This is a genomic window from Bradyrhizobium sp. CFUWI (assembly GCF_056429085.1).
This window is the reverse complement of sequence record NZ_JBWJZE010000007.1, coordinates 83,172-98,482: the sequence shown is the minus strand read 5'-3', so window position 1 is coordinate 98,482 and position 15,311 is coordinate 83,172. Positions and strand designations below refer to the sequence as shown.

12 protein-coding genes and 1 pseudogene are annotated in these 15,311 nt (G+C 63.8%); 3 read left to right on the top strand and 10 right to left on the bottom strand.

The annotated features are described in order from the left end of the window. Positions 1-87: 87 nt before the first annotated feature. The 5 genes from AC066S_RS17095 to pdxR form a co-directional block, all read right to left on the bottom strand. Positions 88-1,770 carry a long-chain-fatty-acid--CoA ligase gene (locus AC066S_RS17095; protein WP_135169770.1) on the bottom strand — a complete coding sequence of 561 codons (1,683 nt, stop codon included), beginning with the start codon at positions 1,768-1,770 and terminating at the stop codon, positions 88-90. Then, positions 1,767-3,062 (bottom strand): aminotransferase class III-fold pyridoxal phosphate-dependent enzyme, encoded by a 1,296-nt coding sequence (locus AC066S_RS17090; protein ID WP_135169771.1) that lies wholly within the window; start codon positions 3,060-3,062, stop codon positions 1,767-1,769. The genes AC066S_RS17095 and AC066S_RS17090 overlap by 4 nt, the downstream gene beginning before the upstream one ends. A 10-nt stretch (positions 3,063-3,072) precedes the next feature. After that, entirely contained in the window at positions 3,073-4,653 is a 1,581-nt protein-coding gene (locus AC066S_RS17085) for a hydantoinase B/oxoprolinase family protein (RefSeq protein ID WP_135169772.1), read from the bottom strand. Further along, the gene (locus AC066S_RS17080) at positions 4,650-6,659 is read right to left on the bottom strand and encodes a hydantoinase/oxoprolinase family protein (protein WP_135169773.1); all 2,010 of its coding nucleotides are present in this window, start codon (positions 6,657-6,659) and stop codon (positions 4,650-4,652) included. Before AC066S_RS17080 ends, AC066S_RS17085 begins: the two co-directional genes overlap by 4 nt. Positions 6,660-7,086: 427 nt before the next feature. After that, the gene (pdxR, locus tag AC066S_RS17075) at positions 7,087-8,562 is read right to left on the bottom strand and encodes a MocR-like pyridoxine biosynthesis transcription factor PdxR (protein ID WP_478270222.1); all 1,476 of its coding nucleotides are present in this window, start codon (positions 8,560-8,562) and stop codon (positions 7,087-7,089) included. Between the two features lie 344 nt (positions 8,563-8,906). Here pdxR and AC066S_RS17070 point away from each other — a divergent pair, with 344 nt between their 5' ends. The 3 genes and pseudogenes from AC066S_RS17070 to AC066S_RS17060 form a co-directional block, all read left to right on the top strand. Then, the gene (locus AC066S_RS17070; RefSeq protein WP_430644574.1) at positions 8,907-9,272 is read left to right on the top strand and encodes a CocE/NonD family hydrolase C-terminal non-catalytic domain-containing protein; all 366 of its coding nucleotides are present in this window, start codon (positions 8,907-8,909) and stop codon (positions 9,270-9,272) included. A 1,095-nt stretch (positions 9,273-10,367) separates the two neighbouring features. Further along, a complete protein-coding gene (locus tag AC066S_RS17065; RefSeq protein ID WP_135169776.1) occupies positions 10,368-10,814 on the top strand; it encodes a hypothetical protein in 447 nt (148 codons plus the stop codon). A 595-nt stretch (positions 10,815-11,409) separates the two neighbouring features. After that, a pseudogene (locus AC066S_RS17060) lies at positions 11,410-11,601 on the top strand (dihydrolipoyl dehydrogenase); the annotation flags it as partial. Positions 11,602-11,655: 54 nt separating this feature from the next. On the opposite strand, the gene AC066S_RS17055 reads toward AC066S_RS17060, so the two are convergent. The 5 genes from AC066S_RS17055 to AC066S_RS17035 are packed head-to-tail and all read right to left on the bottom strand — an operon-like array spanning position 11,656 to position 15,292. Continuing rightward, a complete protein-coding gene (locus tag AC066S_RS17055) occupies positions 11,656-11,865 on the bottom strand; it encodes a hypothetical protein (protein WP_135169777.1) in 210 nt (69 codons plus the stop codon). A gap of 51 nt (positions 11,866-11,916) precedes the next feature. Further along, on the bottom strand, positions 11,917-12,624 hold the full coding sequence (locus tag AC066S_RS17050; protein WP_135169778.1) for an ABC transporter ATP-binding protein: 708 nt from the start codon (positions 12,622-12,624) through the stop codon (positions 11,917-11,919). A 1-nt stretch (position 12,625) separates the two neighbouring features. Next, a complete protein-coding gene (locus AC066S_RS17045) occupies positions 12,626-13,369 on the bottom strand; it encodes an ABC transporter ATP-binding protein (protein ID WP_167767537.1) in 744 nt (247 codons plus the stop codon). Further along, positions 13,366-14,409: a branched-chain amino acid ABC transporter permease gene (locus AC066S_RS17040; protein ID WP_135169779.1), complete on the bottom strand. Its 1,044-nt coding sequence runs from the start codon at positions 14,407-14,409 to the stop codon at positions 13,366-13,368. The genes AC066S_RS17045 and AC066S_RS17040 overlap by 4 nt, the downstream gene beginning before the upstream one ends. Further along, complete coding sequence (locus AC066S_RS17035; protein WP_135169780.1) at positions 14,402-15,292, bottom strand: branched-chain amino acid ABC transporter permease; 891 nt, start codon at positions 15,290-15,292, stop codon at positions 14,402-14,404. Before AC066S_RS17035 ends, AC066S_RS17040 begins: the two co-directional genes overlap by 8 nt. Between the last annotated feature and the right edge of the window lie 19 nt (positions 15,293-15,311).

The window sequence follows — 15,311 nt, the reverse complement described above, 5'->3', positions numbered from 1 at the left end:
ATTTCTTGGCGAGGCTGGGGATCGCAGCTTCAAGGGCGTAGCGGCAGCATAACGCCGCCTTGCGTCCGTTTTCCAGCCAAGCAGATTTCATGCCGTTCGCCCCCATTCGGCGTCCTGCAACAGCCGCCAGTTGATCTTGTTGCTTGCGGTGCGCGGCAGCTGGTCGACGAAGACGACCGCGCGAGGCGCCTTGTAGCTGGCCATCGCGCCGCGCGCCCAGCCAACGATGTCGTCGGGCGATGTCGTTGCCCGCGCCGCCTCATCCAGCACGACCAGCGCCTTGACGGTCTCGCCGCGGTAATCGTCCGGCGCCGAAATGACGCAGCACTCCCGGATCGCGCGGTTCTGATACATCGCGGCCTCAACCTCGGCCGGCCACACCTTGAAGCCGCTGACATTGATCATCCGCTTCAGGCGATCGACGGCGAAGAAATAGCCTTCGGCATTGCGATAGCCGAGATCGCCCGTACGCAGGAACCGCTTGCCGTCAAGTTCGATGAAGGCCTCGGCATTCGCCTGCGGCCTGTTCCAGTACCCCTGCAGCACCTGCGGTCCGTGCACGACGATTTCGCCGACGACATTGTCGTCGAGCTCGACCAAGCTCTCGGGATCGATGATCCGCGCATGCGTCTCGTGCACCGCGATGCCGAGGCATTGCCGCTTCGGCGCGGCCATCGGGTTGAGGTGCGTCGGCGACATCGTCTCGGTCATGCCATAGCCCTCGACGAAATCGAGGCCGAACCGCCCCTTCAGCCGCTCAGCGACCGCCGTCGGCATCGCCGCGCCGCCGCCGGTCAGCACCTTGAGTTTGGCAAAGCATTCGTCGCGAAACCGGGCGCTGGCGAGCACGTCGACGATCATGGTCGGCGCGGCGTTCCAGAACGTCACGCCATGGGTCTCGAACAGATCCGGCAACAGATCCTTGTCCCAGCGCGCCATCAGGAGCAGCGTGGCCCCAGTGACCATCGCCGCATTCATCGAGCCCTGCATGCCCGCAACATGGAACAGAGGCATGAAGCCGGTCATCACGTCGCTGCGGTCCAGCTTGTACCAGCGCGCTTGCAGGACAGCCGTAAACAGCGCGCTGCGATGCGTATGCATGCACGCTTTGGGCTTGCCCGTGGTGCCAGACGTGTAGGGCAGGATCATGAGATCGTCCGGACCTGCCTCCATTGCACCCGGCTGTAGGCACCGTTCGATCGCAGAGGACCAGGAATGCCAGCCCGGCAGCGCCGGCATCTCCGACGGGGCTTCGGTCACGCATGACGGCAGCGTATAAGGCGTCGCCAGCGGAACCTCGTCGCGATATTGGGCAACAACCGCATTGCTGATTGCTGTGCCCACGAGGGGAGCGAACATGGAGATCAGCTCGCTTCCAATGATCGCGACCTGAGCGCCGCTATCCGCGGCGAGATAGGCGACCTCGGCCGACTTGTTCATGGGATTGACCGGTACGATCACGGCGTCCGCCCGCATCACCGCGTAATAGGCGATGACATATTGCGGCGAGTTCTGAAGCGCGATCATGACGCGGTCGCCGCGCTTCACCCCGCAGGCGCCCTGCAGGAAGCCGGCCATGGCATCGACACGGTCGTGCAGCTCGGCGTAGCTCAGGCTCGCGCCGTAGAACACCGTCGCCGGATGCGAAGGCCGATCATGCGCGGCCCGCGCCAGCGCGTCGTACAGCGTTCCCTCCGGCATCGCGAGATGCCAGGGCTCATCCGCCGGCCAGGCCGGCGACCGGCGTGGCGTTGCGTGATCCGCGCTCACCCGTGCTCCTCGTCGGCGATATCGAGTCCGTGATCGAGCGCGTCCAGAAGCTGGTCAGCCTCGCGCTCGGAAATGACCAGCGGCGGCGCCAGGAACAGCGAGGTCTGCTCGCCGCTGGTGCCGATCACCGCACCGGCTTCCAGCGCCCGCTCCGCGACGCGCGAGGCGATCGGCACCTCCGTGGTGTCGGCATGCCAATTGCGCCAGTCGGGTCCGTGCAGCTCCACCGTCCAGTGCAGTCCCTGCCCCGCGACGCGCCGCACGCTCGGATGCTTTTGCGCGATCGCGAGCAGGCGGCGGATGAACAGCTTCTCGAGCTGCTGCACACGCTCCAGAATCTTGTCCTCGGTGACAACCTTCAAATAGGCGCTGACGGCCGCCATGCTGATGGGATGGCCGCGCAACGTGCCATAGTTCTGCCAGCTCGCACCCTTGAGCCGCTCAACGATGTTCTTGGAGACCACGACCGCAGCTACAGCGGCGGCGCCACCGCCGAGCGACTTGCCCAGCGTGACGATGTCCGGGCGACTTTGCGCCCCCTGGAACGCGAACCAGCGGCCCGCGCGCCCGGCGCCGGTCACGACCTCGTCGGCGATCCAGTAGGAGCCCGCCTGCCGCGCGCAACGCGCCACTTCGTCCTGATATTCGCCGTCGTAATAGATGCCGCCTTGGGTGTAGTCGATGATGGTTGCCGCCGTGTCCGAGAGCAGCCGCGTGGCATCTGCGAGATACTCGCTCGGCGGCGTATTGTTGGCCGGCGCGCCGTAGATCGCGCCATCCGGCGCCGGCAGGATCCGCACCGGCGCCATCGGCGCCGGCAGCTTCGAACCACCGGCATGCACGGCGAGCCCGCCATGCCATTGCGGCTGCACCGTCATGCTGCGCGACAGGCCGGTGATGCCGTGATAGGCGCGTTCCCGCGTGGCCAACGCGGACCGCTGCATCAGGGCCTGACAGAGCGACAGCGCCATGTCGTTGGCTTCGCTGCCGCTGATGCAGAAGCGCACCGCGCCGACCCAATCCTGTTCACCCTTGAACGCAGTGGCCATCAGGTCATCCGCGGCCTGTTCGCGGCCCACCCAGGTCCAGCCTTCGTTGACGACGGGCGTATCCGCCGCGCGGCGGATCGCCTCCACCATTGCGGGGTGGCGATGGCCGAGACCGCCGCCGGTGTTGCTGCCGTCGATCAGCTTGCGGCCATCGGACAGGTGGAAGTAGACGCCCTCGCCGCCGACCACGGCCATCGGCGCGGCGTCGCCCGCATTCAGCCCGGTTCGCAACAATCTGCTCATCGCAATCCCCTCACTCTACAGCTGCAGCGCCATAACCGCCGCCGCCGCACATCTCGATCGTGACGAGATCATCTTGCTGCAACACCAGGTTCGACTTGCCGTCGATCGTGACGTTCGCGCCATGCCTGACCAGCGAGATACGACAAGCCTTGCCGGCCTCGCCGCCCTGCATGCCCCACGGCCGAAGCACCATCCTTTCGATGCAGGTCGTCAGGTGCATCGAGGGTGCGAGGATGCGATAGGTCCGAACCGAACCGTCGCCGCCGCGATACGCTCCCGCTCCGCCGGAGTTCCGGCGGATAGCCTGCTGCTCGAGGCGGATCGCGTAATTCGCCTCGATCACCTCGACCGGCGTGTTCGACGTATTGGAAAGATGTACACGGGTCGCGGACGTTCCGTCCCGATCGTGGCGCGCGCCTTCGCCGCCGCCGTGAACCTCGTAGAGCATCTTCCACGATCCGTTCGGCCGCGGCTCGGCAAAGAACAGCACACCCGCCGTGGTCGCCCCGCCGGCCGACAGGCGTTCGGGGATGGTGTCCTGCATGGCACGAAAGATCGCATCGACGATGCGCATGGACGTCTCATGGTTGCCGGCCGCGACGGACGCCGACCAGCCGGGCTCCAGGATCGAGCCCGGGCGCGTGATGATGGTCAAAGGCCTGAGCGCGCCTGCGTTCTGCTGCATGTCGCGCCCGCTCATGATTCGCGCGGCATAGGCGGCGGCCGAGCGCGCCATGAACGGTGTCGTGTTGCAGAAGTTCGAGACGCGATCGCAGCTTCCGGAGAGGTCGAAGGTCGCCTCGTCGCCGCGAATGGTGATCTTCACATGGATGCGCGCCGGCGCGTTGTTGTCGCTGCCGTCGTCGAGGTAATCCTCGCCCTCATAGACGCCGTCTGGAAGATCGCGCAGCGCCGCGCGCATCTCGATCTCGGAGAGATCGTGCAGGCGCGACTGCGCGGCCGTGAACACCGCCTTGCCGTGCTCGCGGCAAAGCTCGACGATGCGCCGCTCGCCGGCCTTGGTCGCGGCGATCTGGGCGAGGAGGTCGCCCTCGCAGGATTCGGCATCGCGAACATTGGCCTTCAGCAGTTGCACGATCGCCGTGTTGATGCCGGCCGCAGTCGCGATCAGCACCGGCGGAATCCGCATCGCCTCCTGGAAGGTGTCGATCGCCTTGGCAAAATAGCTGCCGGGCCAGGTGCCGCCGATGTCGGGCCAGTGCGCGAGGCTGACCGCGAAGGCCACGATGTCGCCGTCGACGAAGACGGGCCGCACGACCTTGACGTCGTTGAGATGATTGCCGCCGAGCGCGCCGACATTGTAGATCAGCACATCCCCGTCGTTCAGGCGCTCGCGTGGCATCACCTTCAGCAATTCGGGGATGGTGTAGGCCATCGCGCCGAGATGGATCGGAATGTCGCGGCCCTGCCCGACCAGACCGCCGTGGCCGTCGGTGATCGCGGACGACAGGTCACCGGCCTCGCGCAACAGCGGCGAGCGCGCCGAGCGCGTCATCACCAGGCTCATCTCCTCGGCCGCGGCGGAAAGCCCGTGCCTGATGACCTCGACAACGAATGGATCGAGCTTCATGCCCTCCTCCGCGTCAGGAACAGATTGCCCGTCGCATCAGGCTTCGCCTGCCATCCGGGCGGCACGACCACGGTCGACCACGCGTCTTCGATGATCGCAGGGCCGTTGACGATCTCGGTTAGCGCCGCGCGGTCGACGATCGCTGTCGCCGTCTCGGGCAGACCATCAAACGAGCAGACACGCGTGCCCGTGGATACCGCCCTCACCGCCGTCGCCGGCCGGCTCACGACGGTTGTCGACGGCCGGCGGGCCTGCACCCGCACGGACTCGATGACGCAAGGCTCGCCGGTCGCATAGCCGAACAGCTCGTGATGCCGCGTCAGGAAATCCTGCTTGAGCCTGGCGACGTCCAGCGGCAAGGCGAAAGATACCGGAATGGCATCGTTCTGCGCTACATAGCGCATCAACGCGGCCAGCTCGACCTGGATCTCCGCCTTAGCAACGCCATTGGCGAACAGCGGCGCGGATGCATCGGCGATCAGGGCCTCGATCCGCTCCGATACGCGCGCGAGATCGATGCCGTCGAGGGCGGCGCGAAGAGTCTGCTGCTGGAGGAAGCTGAAATCGGCAGTGAGGCAGCCCAGCGCCGAGAACGCGCTCGATGCGCTGGGCACGACGACCTCTGGGATTCCATAGAGATCGGCGAGGCCCGCAGCATGCATCGGGCCGCCGCCGCCGAAGGCAAGCAGCGTACAGTCGCGCCCGTCGATGCCGCGCTCGACCGTGACGCGGCGGAGCGCACGGGCCATGGTCGCATTCGCGACCTTGATGATTCCTAGCGCCGTTTCGGTGAGGTCGAGTTCGAGCGCGCGCGCGACCGGTTCGATCACGCGCTTCGCGGCCTCGATGTCGAGGCCGATACGGTCGCCGAGTTTCGTCTCGGGATTGAGATAGCCGAGCACGGCATTGGCATCGGTGATCGTCGGCTCACGACCGCCGCGGCCATAGCACGCCGGTCCCGGCTCGGAGCCGGCACTCTGCGGGCCGACCGTGAGGCCGCCGGGGCCGCTGCGGACGATTGATCCGCCGCCCGCGCCGATCGAATGCACCGCGAGCATCGGCTGGCGCAACGGCTTGTCGCCCAGCATGCGACCGTCCGTCATCTCGGCCTGGCCGTCCACGATCAGGCAAACATCCGTCGTGGTGCCGCCCATGTCGAAGGTCAGCATGCGCGAGGCGCCGAGCTGGCGCGCGATGGCGACGGAAGCGGAGACGCCGGCCGCAGGCCCCGACATCGCCATCACCAGCGGCCGGCGTTTCACCGCCGAAATCGGGATCATGGCGCCGGCGGAATGAAACACCTGGAGGCCGGGGCCGATCGGCAGCCGCTGCTCCAGCTCGCTGAGATATTCCACCGCGATCGGCATCGCGGCCGCGTTGAACACGGTTGCCGAGGTCCGCTCATATTCGCGCGCCTCGGGATTGACCTCGTGCGACAGCGAGACATGTGCGACGACTTCCTTGAGTCGCTCGCCGAGCATTTTTTCATGCACCGGATTGGCATAGGCGTGAAGCAAGGCCACGGCGACGCTCTGCACGCCGGTACGCTTGAGCCAGGCCACCAGACGCTCGATCTCCGCTTCCTCCAGCGCCTTCAGCACCCGGCCCTCGTGGTCGAGGCGTTCGGCGAGCCCAAAGCATCGTTCCGGCGGCACCAGGGGCGGCGATTTCGGCGGGATATCGAGGCGATAGAGATCGCGGCGGCGGTAGCGCCCGATCTCCAGCACGTCGGCAAAACCCACGGTCGCGACCAGCGCCACCTTCGGCAACCGGCCCTCGACGATAGCGTTGGTGACACGCGTGGTGCCGTGGACGAAGCGTTTGACCTCGCTCTTGCGCAGGCCAACCGCGTCGATGGCCTCCAGCATCGCCTGAACGGGTGCGTCGGGCCGCGACGGCACCTTGGCGGTCCGCACTTCCGCGGAATCGCGCCGGATCGCGACGATGTCGGTGAAGGTGCCACCGATATCGGTGCCGACCTCCCAGTGATTGCCGGAATCGCTCATCTGCACAGTCAGTTACGCGTCCCGTCCAGACCGGACGCCGGGTGCTTCCGACCCATCGCAAAGTCCAATGCCAAACCGAGAGCGCTCATCATGCATCCCCTGTCATGCCACCGACCGGAAGCGTGCGACAGAGCGATAGGCGGGGGATAGAGCCAGAGTTGTCCCAATCCGCTAGACCAGCACGCGACGTTAGCCGCGCGCCGCGCCGGCTGCTGCACGTTTTGATGCAGCGCTGCCCGCGGCGACGGCAGGCGAGCGCGGACCGGTCCACGCGGGAAAAGTGCAGCGTGCCAAAGATTTCTCCGCACAAATCGCGGGATCCGCTGCCGCGCAATCCGAACGCGTCAAATCCTCTGTCTAATTTGCAGGCGACCGACCCGGCCCGGCGGGATGTTCGCCTGCCCCGGAGCTATGCATGGCGATCGGCTCAGCCTCTCTTTATTGCAGCAGCAAGGAAAGAGATTGGCGGTTTGGATGGTGCATTGCGCGAGCCGCTGCCGATGCAAGCCACCACTCTCGCAAGCAGCGGCGAGGCGTCCTCGACGCGCAGACGTCCGTAGCCGAACACGAGGCCCTGTCGCGTCGGTTGCTCCAGAAAATTCTGCGAGAGCGGCTGGACGTGGATGCCGGCCTGTTTCACGGCAGCCGCCGCTTCGCGATCACTCATCCGCGCTTGCATCGCTTCGGTGAAGAGCGCGACGAGATGCAGCCCGGTGACGGCGGAGGACACGACCAGATCATCCGGCGCCTGGGCCGCGATCGCCTCGATCAGAGCCTTTCGCCTGCTCGCGTAGACCCGGCGCATCGCACGGAGATGTCGCAGCAGGTGCCCTTCCCGCATGAACTCGGCCAAAGCGAGCTGTCCGATGCCGGAAGTGTGCACGTCGATCCGCGCGCGACCCTTGGAAAATCCGGCGATGAAATGCCTGTTGGCGACCATGTAGCCGAGCCGCAGATTAGGCATCATCATCTTGGAGAAGGTGCCGAAATAGATCACCCGTCCCTCGCGATCGAGCGAACGCAAAGAGGCGATCATGCTGTCCTGATGTCTGAATTCCGAATTGTAGTCGTCCTCGATCACCCAGACGTCGTTCCTGCTGGCCCAGTCGAGCAACTCGAGACGCCGCTCCAGGCCCATGCTGACGCCGAGCGGATATTGGTGCGACGGCGTGACCACGATCAGCTTCGCGCGCGGTGCACGCCTGATGCCCTCCGAAACGACGAGGCCTTTGTCATCGACGGGAATTGGAACGAGCTTCGCGCCGGCTGCCGTCAGTGCCCCTCGGGCCTCGATGAAGCCGGGCTCCTCGACCCAGACCTCGTCTCCGGGATCGAGGATCATCCGGCTGCAGAAATCCAGCGCACCCGACGTACCGGGCGTGACAACGACCTCTTCCGGCGAGCAGACCAGCCCTCGCACCGAGCCGAGAAAATTCGCGATCTCGCTCCGCAGCCGCGGGTGACCTTCGGCAGGAAGGTCGAGGCACTCCTGTTCCCTCGGATTTTGCCAAGTCTGGCGCAGCAGGCGTGACCATTCCTTGAAGGGAAATGTCGAGATGTCGGGCGCGCCAGGCGCGAACACGGACGGCCAATTGGTCTCGTAATCCAGACCAAGCAGCGATCGCCAGCGCTTCGACATATTGGCGGGCCCAGCCCAGGGCGGCGCAGTAGGCGGCGGTTCTGCATACGGCATCGCGACGGACGCCACCAGCACGCTGCCGCGTGGCGTCGATTCCAGATACCCCTCGGCGTAAAGCAGATCCCACGCGGTCAGCACCACCGTGCGCGAGCAGCCCAATTCCCGCGCGATCTCTCGCGAGCCCAGGAACTGCGTTCCAGCCGGAAAGGCACCGCGTAAAATGCAGCCGCGGATGTGGGCCGCAATCTGCAAATGCAGTGGCACGCCCGACGTCCGGTCGATATGCATTCCCGCAAGGGATACTCGCTTGCCCGGGTGACGATCTCTGTCCATCGCGTGGAGACTGCTGTTGGAACGGCCGGCGATGGCCGCCAGCGTTCCCTCAGGATGGGCCAGAAGCGGATCCGGGTCCAGCCTTGACGGAAGCAGTCACTCCCATGATGGGCGCGGCCGAACTAATGATCAGCAGCTGCTGCAGAAATACCGACATTATTCGCACGTCATGGACTGGCTCGAAACGCCTCCGGATTCGCCGTACTGGGACTGCATTTCACCCGTGACAAACCTAGGTACCATTCGTACCCGGCGTCTTCCGATGCTGTTCATCGGTGGCTGGTTCGGACCGCCCGAGCTTCGATCTTTGCTGCATTCTTTCGCTCATCACGTCTGACGAAAGGGTTCTTCAGATCTCGAGTGGATATGCGCATCACCGCACCGCTACGACTAGCCGATACAAGCTAAAGCTGGCCACCACCTGCGTGACGCTGAGGAGGGGCGAGCGGCTGCGCCTTTCCATCGCGGGGGCCGATTATCCGGCCTATGCCGTCAACCCGGGAACGGGCGAAGATCCGGTGAGCACTCCCAGGACCCATGCCGTGGTGACCACGATTGCGGTCTGGCACGGCCCGTCCCGGCCGTCACAGCTCCGGCTGCCTGTCGGGCCCGGCTCCCAAATTGCTATCGTCGGCACATAGGCCCGACTCGGCTCACGCCACAGCATCACCCCTATGGGCTTGGGCCTTCGAGACCACGCAGCGCGCTGGATCAGCGCCGCCGCTCGAACGAAAGGCCGCTCCGTCGTTTTGCGAGAGCGCTATGGCATCGGCTCATCGCGCGACTGCATGCGTTCATCCGCCAGGCGGACAGACCGCTCTGCGAGAGCTGGACGACCCGGATGTGGGCGGACGGTGAGCCCATTGCCCCCTCGCCAACCGTCGACCAAGCAATCAAAGGTGGATTTCCCTGGCTTGAACTCCGACCCTGCTGTCGTCATCAGGCTCGCTTCTCGGGTGGGCCCTCCCCGTGGACCAGAGACCGACAATCTGATGCTACGCGGCTTCGGCTCAGCTCGGCTGACGTCGGCATCGCTCCGACGTTCTCATGCACAGCACCTCGGGTCATCACGAGAGAACTCAATCTGGTGCTGGTGTCCTCACCATGCGCACGCTAGGCGCGACTGAAAGCATGATCTTGGGAAGCTCGAGGCCTCCTCGGCTGCCAATACCGAAGCGCTACGATTGGCGAGCCCGGCCGATATCGCGATCTCGAACAGCGACAAGGCGCTCGCGCAATCATCAGCTGCTTGGCTGCTTCTACGAGCTGGAAAAAGCCGCCGGTAGCGCCCGCCGCCGCGCCGCAGAACGGCGGGCAATCTCCATTCTCGATCGAGTCGTGGCACATGATCCGTCGGAACCCGCCCTGCCGGCCGATTTCGGCGTCCGCCTCTCAGGCAAGAACATCCGTATCTCGCGCAACCAAGCGGAAATCAGGGATCGGGCGGCCATCAACTCCTTGGTTGTCGATGCAGATTTCTGCCGCAGACCTTGACCCGAAAGCTCAGCAGCGTCAGGCGCAAGCAACGTGCCGGTGGCTTGCTCCTGTTGCGTTCGTGCCCATTTGACCCTCCCAGAGTCCTTCGATACGTTGCACTCAACCTCCGCCGTCAACTCAAGTGAGTCACGACCAAGGTGAGCGCATTCGTCTCTGCGACCAGCAAAGCTGCCGATCCCCCATCGCCAACCCGCTCCAGTTTTCGACGCTTTACTGTCGGGTTCATTGGATCTGTAGCGATGCCTCCGCTCGCCCTCTCCGCGCTCATCGTATTGGTCGATCCCTACTACGTGTTTGGGACCCCTGACATTCCGGGGATCAATGTCGTGCGGCCGCGATACGAAAATCACGTTCCTGCTGTGAAGCCGTATCAGGTGCGACGGATCAAGCCCGAGGCGATCATATTAGGTAGTTCGCGCGCCGAGGTCGCTCTCGATCCGCAGCATCCCGGATGGAGCGGCAAGAACGTCTTCAACTTCGGCCAGCCTTCGGCCACGAGCTATGAGGTCATGCTGGCGTTTCTCCACGCACAATCAGTCGCACCGCTCAAGCAAGCCGTGATCGGCCTGGATTTCTTCGGCTTCAATATCTTCTTTCCGCGTGACCAGGCATATCTGGAGAGCCGTTTTTCAGGCGACGGAGTTCGGGACTTCGCCGACCTGGGTTCGCCGCAGCCTCTGGTCTGAACCAAGCGATATCACCAAACGAGACCGCCCGGCCGCTCTTCGAAAAGACCGGGCGGCGACCAAGGTCATAAGATATGCGCAATGCGAGAGAATAGATTTGGTTCGAGGGCGCCGTGCGAGCTCTTTTCCAAGTGAACGCAGCACTGATCGGACCGCCCATGCGGCCGGTCTACCGAGGAGCGAGCTGAACAAGTGCTCACTCTCTTACCTCGTGCGCAAAGGATCCCGGTCTGTCAGCGCGACGGGCCGCCTTCTTAGTCCGCGGCTTCCACTGACGCTCAGCGCGATGCACCGGATCATTGTCGCTGTTCACCAGGAGCCGCGCGCACCAGCCGCGCGACCCTGCGTGGACCATCCCAAACCTCGACGGCAGAATGGGCCTCTAGGAACTTCTCTGCTCTAGCCTGGGCGTCTTTGTCGGTCTGGCAATCGATTTCATAAACCGCCCGAGCAACGCCACTTAAATCGACCGCGTAGGCAACGTATCGCATTGCAGTCCCTCTGGTCAGGAAGGCTGCAACTATGATTCTCTTGTAGGCTTACCGTTCCTGCGGTTCCACACAAGAAAACGGCCCCAGCTTTTGGCGGCGGCTGAGACAACCATCTCCTGCTTGGTATCCAGGGTGTCGGAGCCGGCATTGCCGAGCTATCTGCAGCCTTCAGTCTTGCGCTGGAGATGGGCGCGAGGCTCGACGACGTCGCGATGACGATCCACGCGCACCCAACCCAAAGCGAGGGCTTTCACGAGGCGGCGCTGAAATTGCTGGGACATGCGATTCATATCTGAACGTAAAGGCGCGCTGGTATCAACTGCGATCGACAGCATCATGCCGTCGACCGGCTACGGACGGGGCGCCACGTCAAGCAACACCACCATCAGAAGTGCCGTTGATTTTTCGAACCACGTTGGACGTTGCGAGATTTTGCTGGACGGCGCGGATGGGAAGTTCTCATTGGTTTGAAGCCGATTTTGCCAAGCGATACCTACCTGCAAAAAGCGCAGGCGCTGCCAACTTTCACGTTTGAGCTTACGCGCGAGGAGTGTCGTCAAGCGCCGTCATACCATCATGAACGGCGGGACTTGGCGGTGATGGTATCATCCTCATACCGCGATTAGTTGCATCAGCCGGGTGCAATCGGTCTCGACGCCTGCCTCGCCGCTGAATACGATCTTTCCGCGTTCGACCACATGGAAGCGGTCGGCGACCGACAGGGCCTCATGTACGTTTTGCTCGACCAGCAACACGATTGCCCCCCGATCGCGCAGTTCCCGCACGATTGCGAAGACTTCTGCAACGATCATTGGCGCCAGGCCTTCGCTTGGCTCGTCGATCAACACGAGACGTGGCTCACCGACCATGACCCGCGCCATTGCCAGCATCTGTTGTTCGCCGCCGGATAGTGTCGTGCCGAGCTGATGCCGTCGCTCGCCCAGTCGCGGAAAGCGACCGTAAATCGCATCAATCGCACGGTGCTCCTGCTGTCTCGAACGCCCCCTCACCTGCAGCAAACCCAGCGACAGATTTTCCTCAACAGTCAACCCTGGAAAGATGCGGCGATCCTCCGGCACAAAGCCGACGCCAGCATGACAGACGCGATCGGGTGAAAGACCGCAAAGTCCGCGCTCAGCGAGCGTGACCGTGCCGGCACTCGCTGTCACCCAACCGGCGATAGTTTTGAGCAATGTCGTCTTTCCGACGCCGTTGCGCCCAAAGATGCCGATGACTTCACCGGCCCTGGCGTCGAGATCGATGCCCTGGATGATGTGACTGAGACCGTAGTGGGAGTGCAATCCGCGAATGGCTAGCATGTCAGCGATGCCCGAAATAGGCGGCCTGAACGGCCGGATCAGATCGCACTACATTTGGAGGACCTTCGGCCAGCTTGCGACCCTGGTGCATGACGACAACATGGTCCGACAGGCTCATCACAAGACCGATATCGTGCTCGATGAGCAGAACGGTCACGTCCTCGGTCAGGCTGCGCACAAGGACCGCCGTGTCGCGCGTATCGGCGTGGCTCATGCCCTGTGTCGGCTCGTCGAGCAGCAAGATCTTGGGTTCGGATGCGAGACAGACTGCTATTTCCAGCCGGCGCTGATCCCCGTGCGAGAGATTGCCGGCGAGTTCGTCGCGGCGATGCGCCAGCGCGAAGCGCTCGAGCATTTGCTCGGTCTTCTCCATGGCGCGGCGCGAACGGCGGATCGGCAACAAGGCGCGCGATGGCGGTTCGAGCAGCTGCGCCGCGAGCCGCAGGTTTTCCGCGACGGTCAACTCGAAGAAGAGGTTGGTGATCTGGAACGAGCGGGAAAGACCTGCGGCCTTCTTCTGCTCGGCAGAATCCCGTGTCATCTCGACGCCGTCGATCATGACCTTTCCGCTTCTCGGCGTCAGGGCGCCACTGATCAGGTTGAACAAGGTGGATTTGCCGGCCCCGTTGGGACCGATGATCGTGGTAATGCGATGGCGCTCGACGGAAAAGCTCACATCGTCGACCGCCTTGAGACCGCCGAATGAGATGCCGAGACCACGAACGTCGAGGACATGCGGGATCATGACACGCTCCCGGATTTGACGATCGCGGGGGAGACCGCGGACGCGCCGACCTCCTGAGATGGCGCGCGGACGATTCGGCGTTCAATCCAGGGCCTTGTGAAGCCGACGAGCCCCTTCGGCAGGAACATCACGCAGAGCATGAACAGCAGGCCGATGACGATGAGATGATGCTCCGTCCAGCTGCCGATGATCGATTTCAGGATGACGAGCAGCACCGCACCGTAGATCGCGCCGATGAGCGTACCGACGCCCCCGAGGATCACCGAGATCACCGCGTTCCCGGAAGTGGCGAAGAACATCAGCTCTGGCGAGACAAAACCCCGCAGCACCGGATAGAGCGCGCCAGACAGCCCGGCCACGAGTCCTGCGAAAATATAGACCGCCATACGCGCCCGCCACACCGAATAACCGAGGAAGGGCACTCGCCTCTCGTTGGCTTTCAGGGCCGTCAGCACCCGGCCGAAGGGCGTCTCCAGTAAATAGGCACTCAGTCCATACAGTCCCATGATGATGGCCAGCACGATCAGAAAGAACCCGACCGGATTGCCAGCCGAGATCGCGACAGGGCCGAATTGGATCTGGACAACGGGAATGCCGATCATGCCGTCAGAAGCGCCCAGTTCGCGCGTGTTGTAGACGACCTTGGCCACGACTTGCGCCATGCCAAAGGTGATGAGGGCGAAATAGACACCGCGAACCCGGTTCGCGATCAGGCCGCCGATCGTGGCGGTAACGAGCGTCGCAAGACCTGCGGCAGCCATGGCCAGCCAGAACGAGGGAAAGGTCATCAATGTCAGGGCCGAAACATAGGCGCCGATGCCAAAATAAAGCGCCTGCCCCAGCGACAGCGCGCCCGAATAGCCGAGAAGGAGGTCGACTGACAGAGCGAGTCCCGCGAAGATCAGCGCTTCGGTACCGAGGCGGAGGTAAAAACTGTCGTCCAATGCAGCGCCAATGCCCGCGAGGCCCAACGCCGCCGCGAGAAGCAGAAACGCGAGTACATGGCTCGCACGCATGGAGACAGCGAGCCGATCAAGCATGTCCGAGCCTCCCGAACAGGCCTTGAGGGCGGACCATGAGGAAGACGACCATCGTCCCGAACACGATAGGATCCGTCCATATCGGCGATATGGCGAGGCTCGCGAGCGCCTGCACTTGCGTCAGCAGCAGCCCAGCAAACACACACCCCCAGATCGAGCCCATGCCGCCGACGATGACGACGCTGAAGGCAAGCAAGATGAAGTCCCGCCCCATGGTGGGAAAGACCGAATAGATTGGCGCGAGCAGCACGCCCGCGAGCCCCGCGAGCGCTACGCCGAAAGCGAAGGTTCCCGCATATACGACCGAGACCGGCACCCCCAGCGAGGCCGCCATATGGCGATCGAAGGCAGCTGCACGGACCATGGCGCCGAGGCGCGTACGGTACACAACATAGGCGACGCCGCCGATGATCGCTGCTCCCACCGCGAGAAGGAAGAGACGGTAGTTTGGCACGAGAATTCCGAACCATTCCGTTGCGCCCGGAATGGGCGTCGGCGGGCGCTGCGTGTTCGCACCAAAGATCACTTTCAGCACATCCTCGACAACGAGGCCCAGGCCAAAGGTAACGAGCAGCGTGGTGACGTGGCGGTCCTTCGAGTCGAAGACCGGGCGGATCAACAGCCGTTCTGCCGCCATACCGAGGGGAATCATCAGGATCGGCACCAAGACCAGCAGAAACCAGAAACCGACGCCCGCGGCTCCAAGCGCCAGCGCTGCATAGGCTCCCACTGCATAGAATTCGCCGTGGCTCATGTTGATGACGTCGAGCATGCCGAAAATGATGGTGAGCCCCAGCGCAACAAGAACAACGGCAACGCCGAGCGTCAGCCCGTTCAGGATCTGCGGTGCCAACACAAATTGCAGATAGTCTATCGGTGACATGGACGTCTCCAGAGATCGG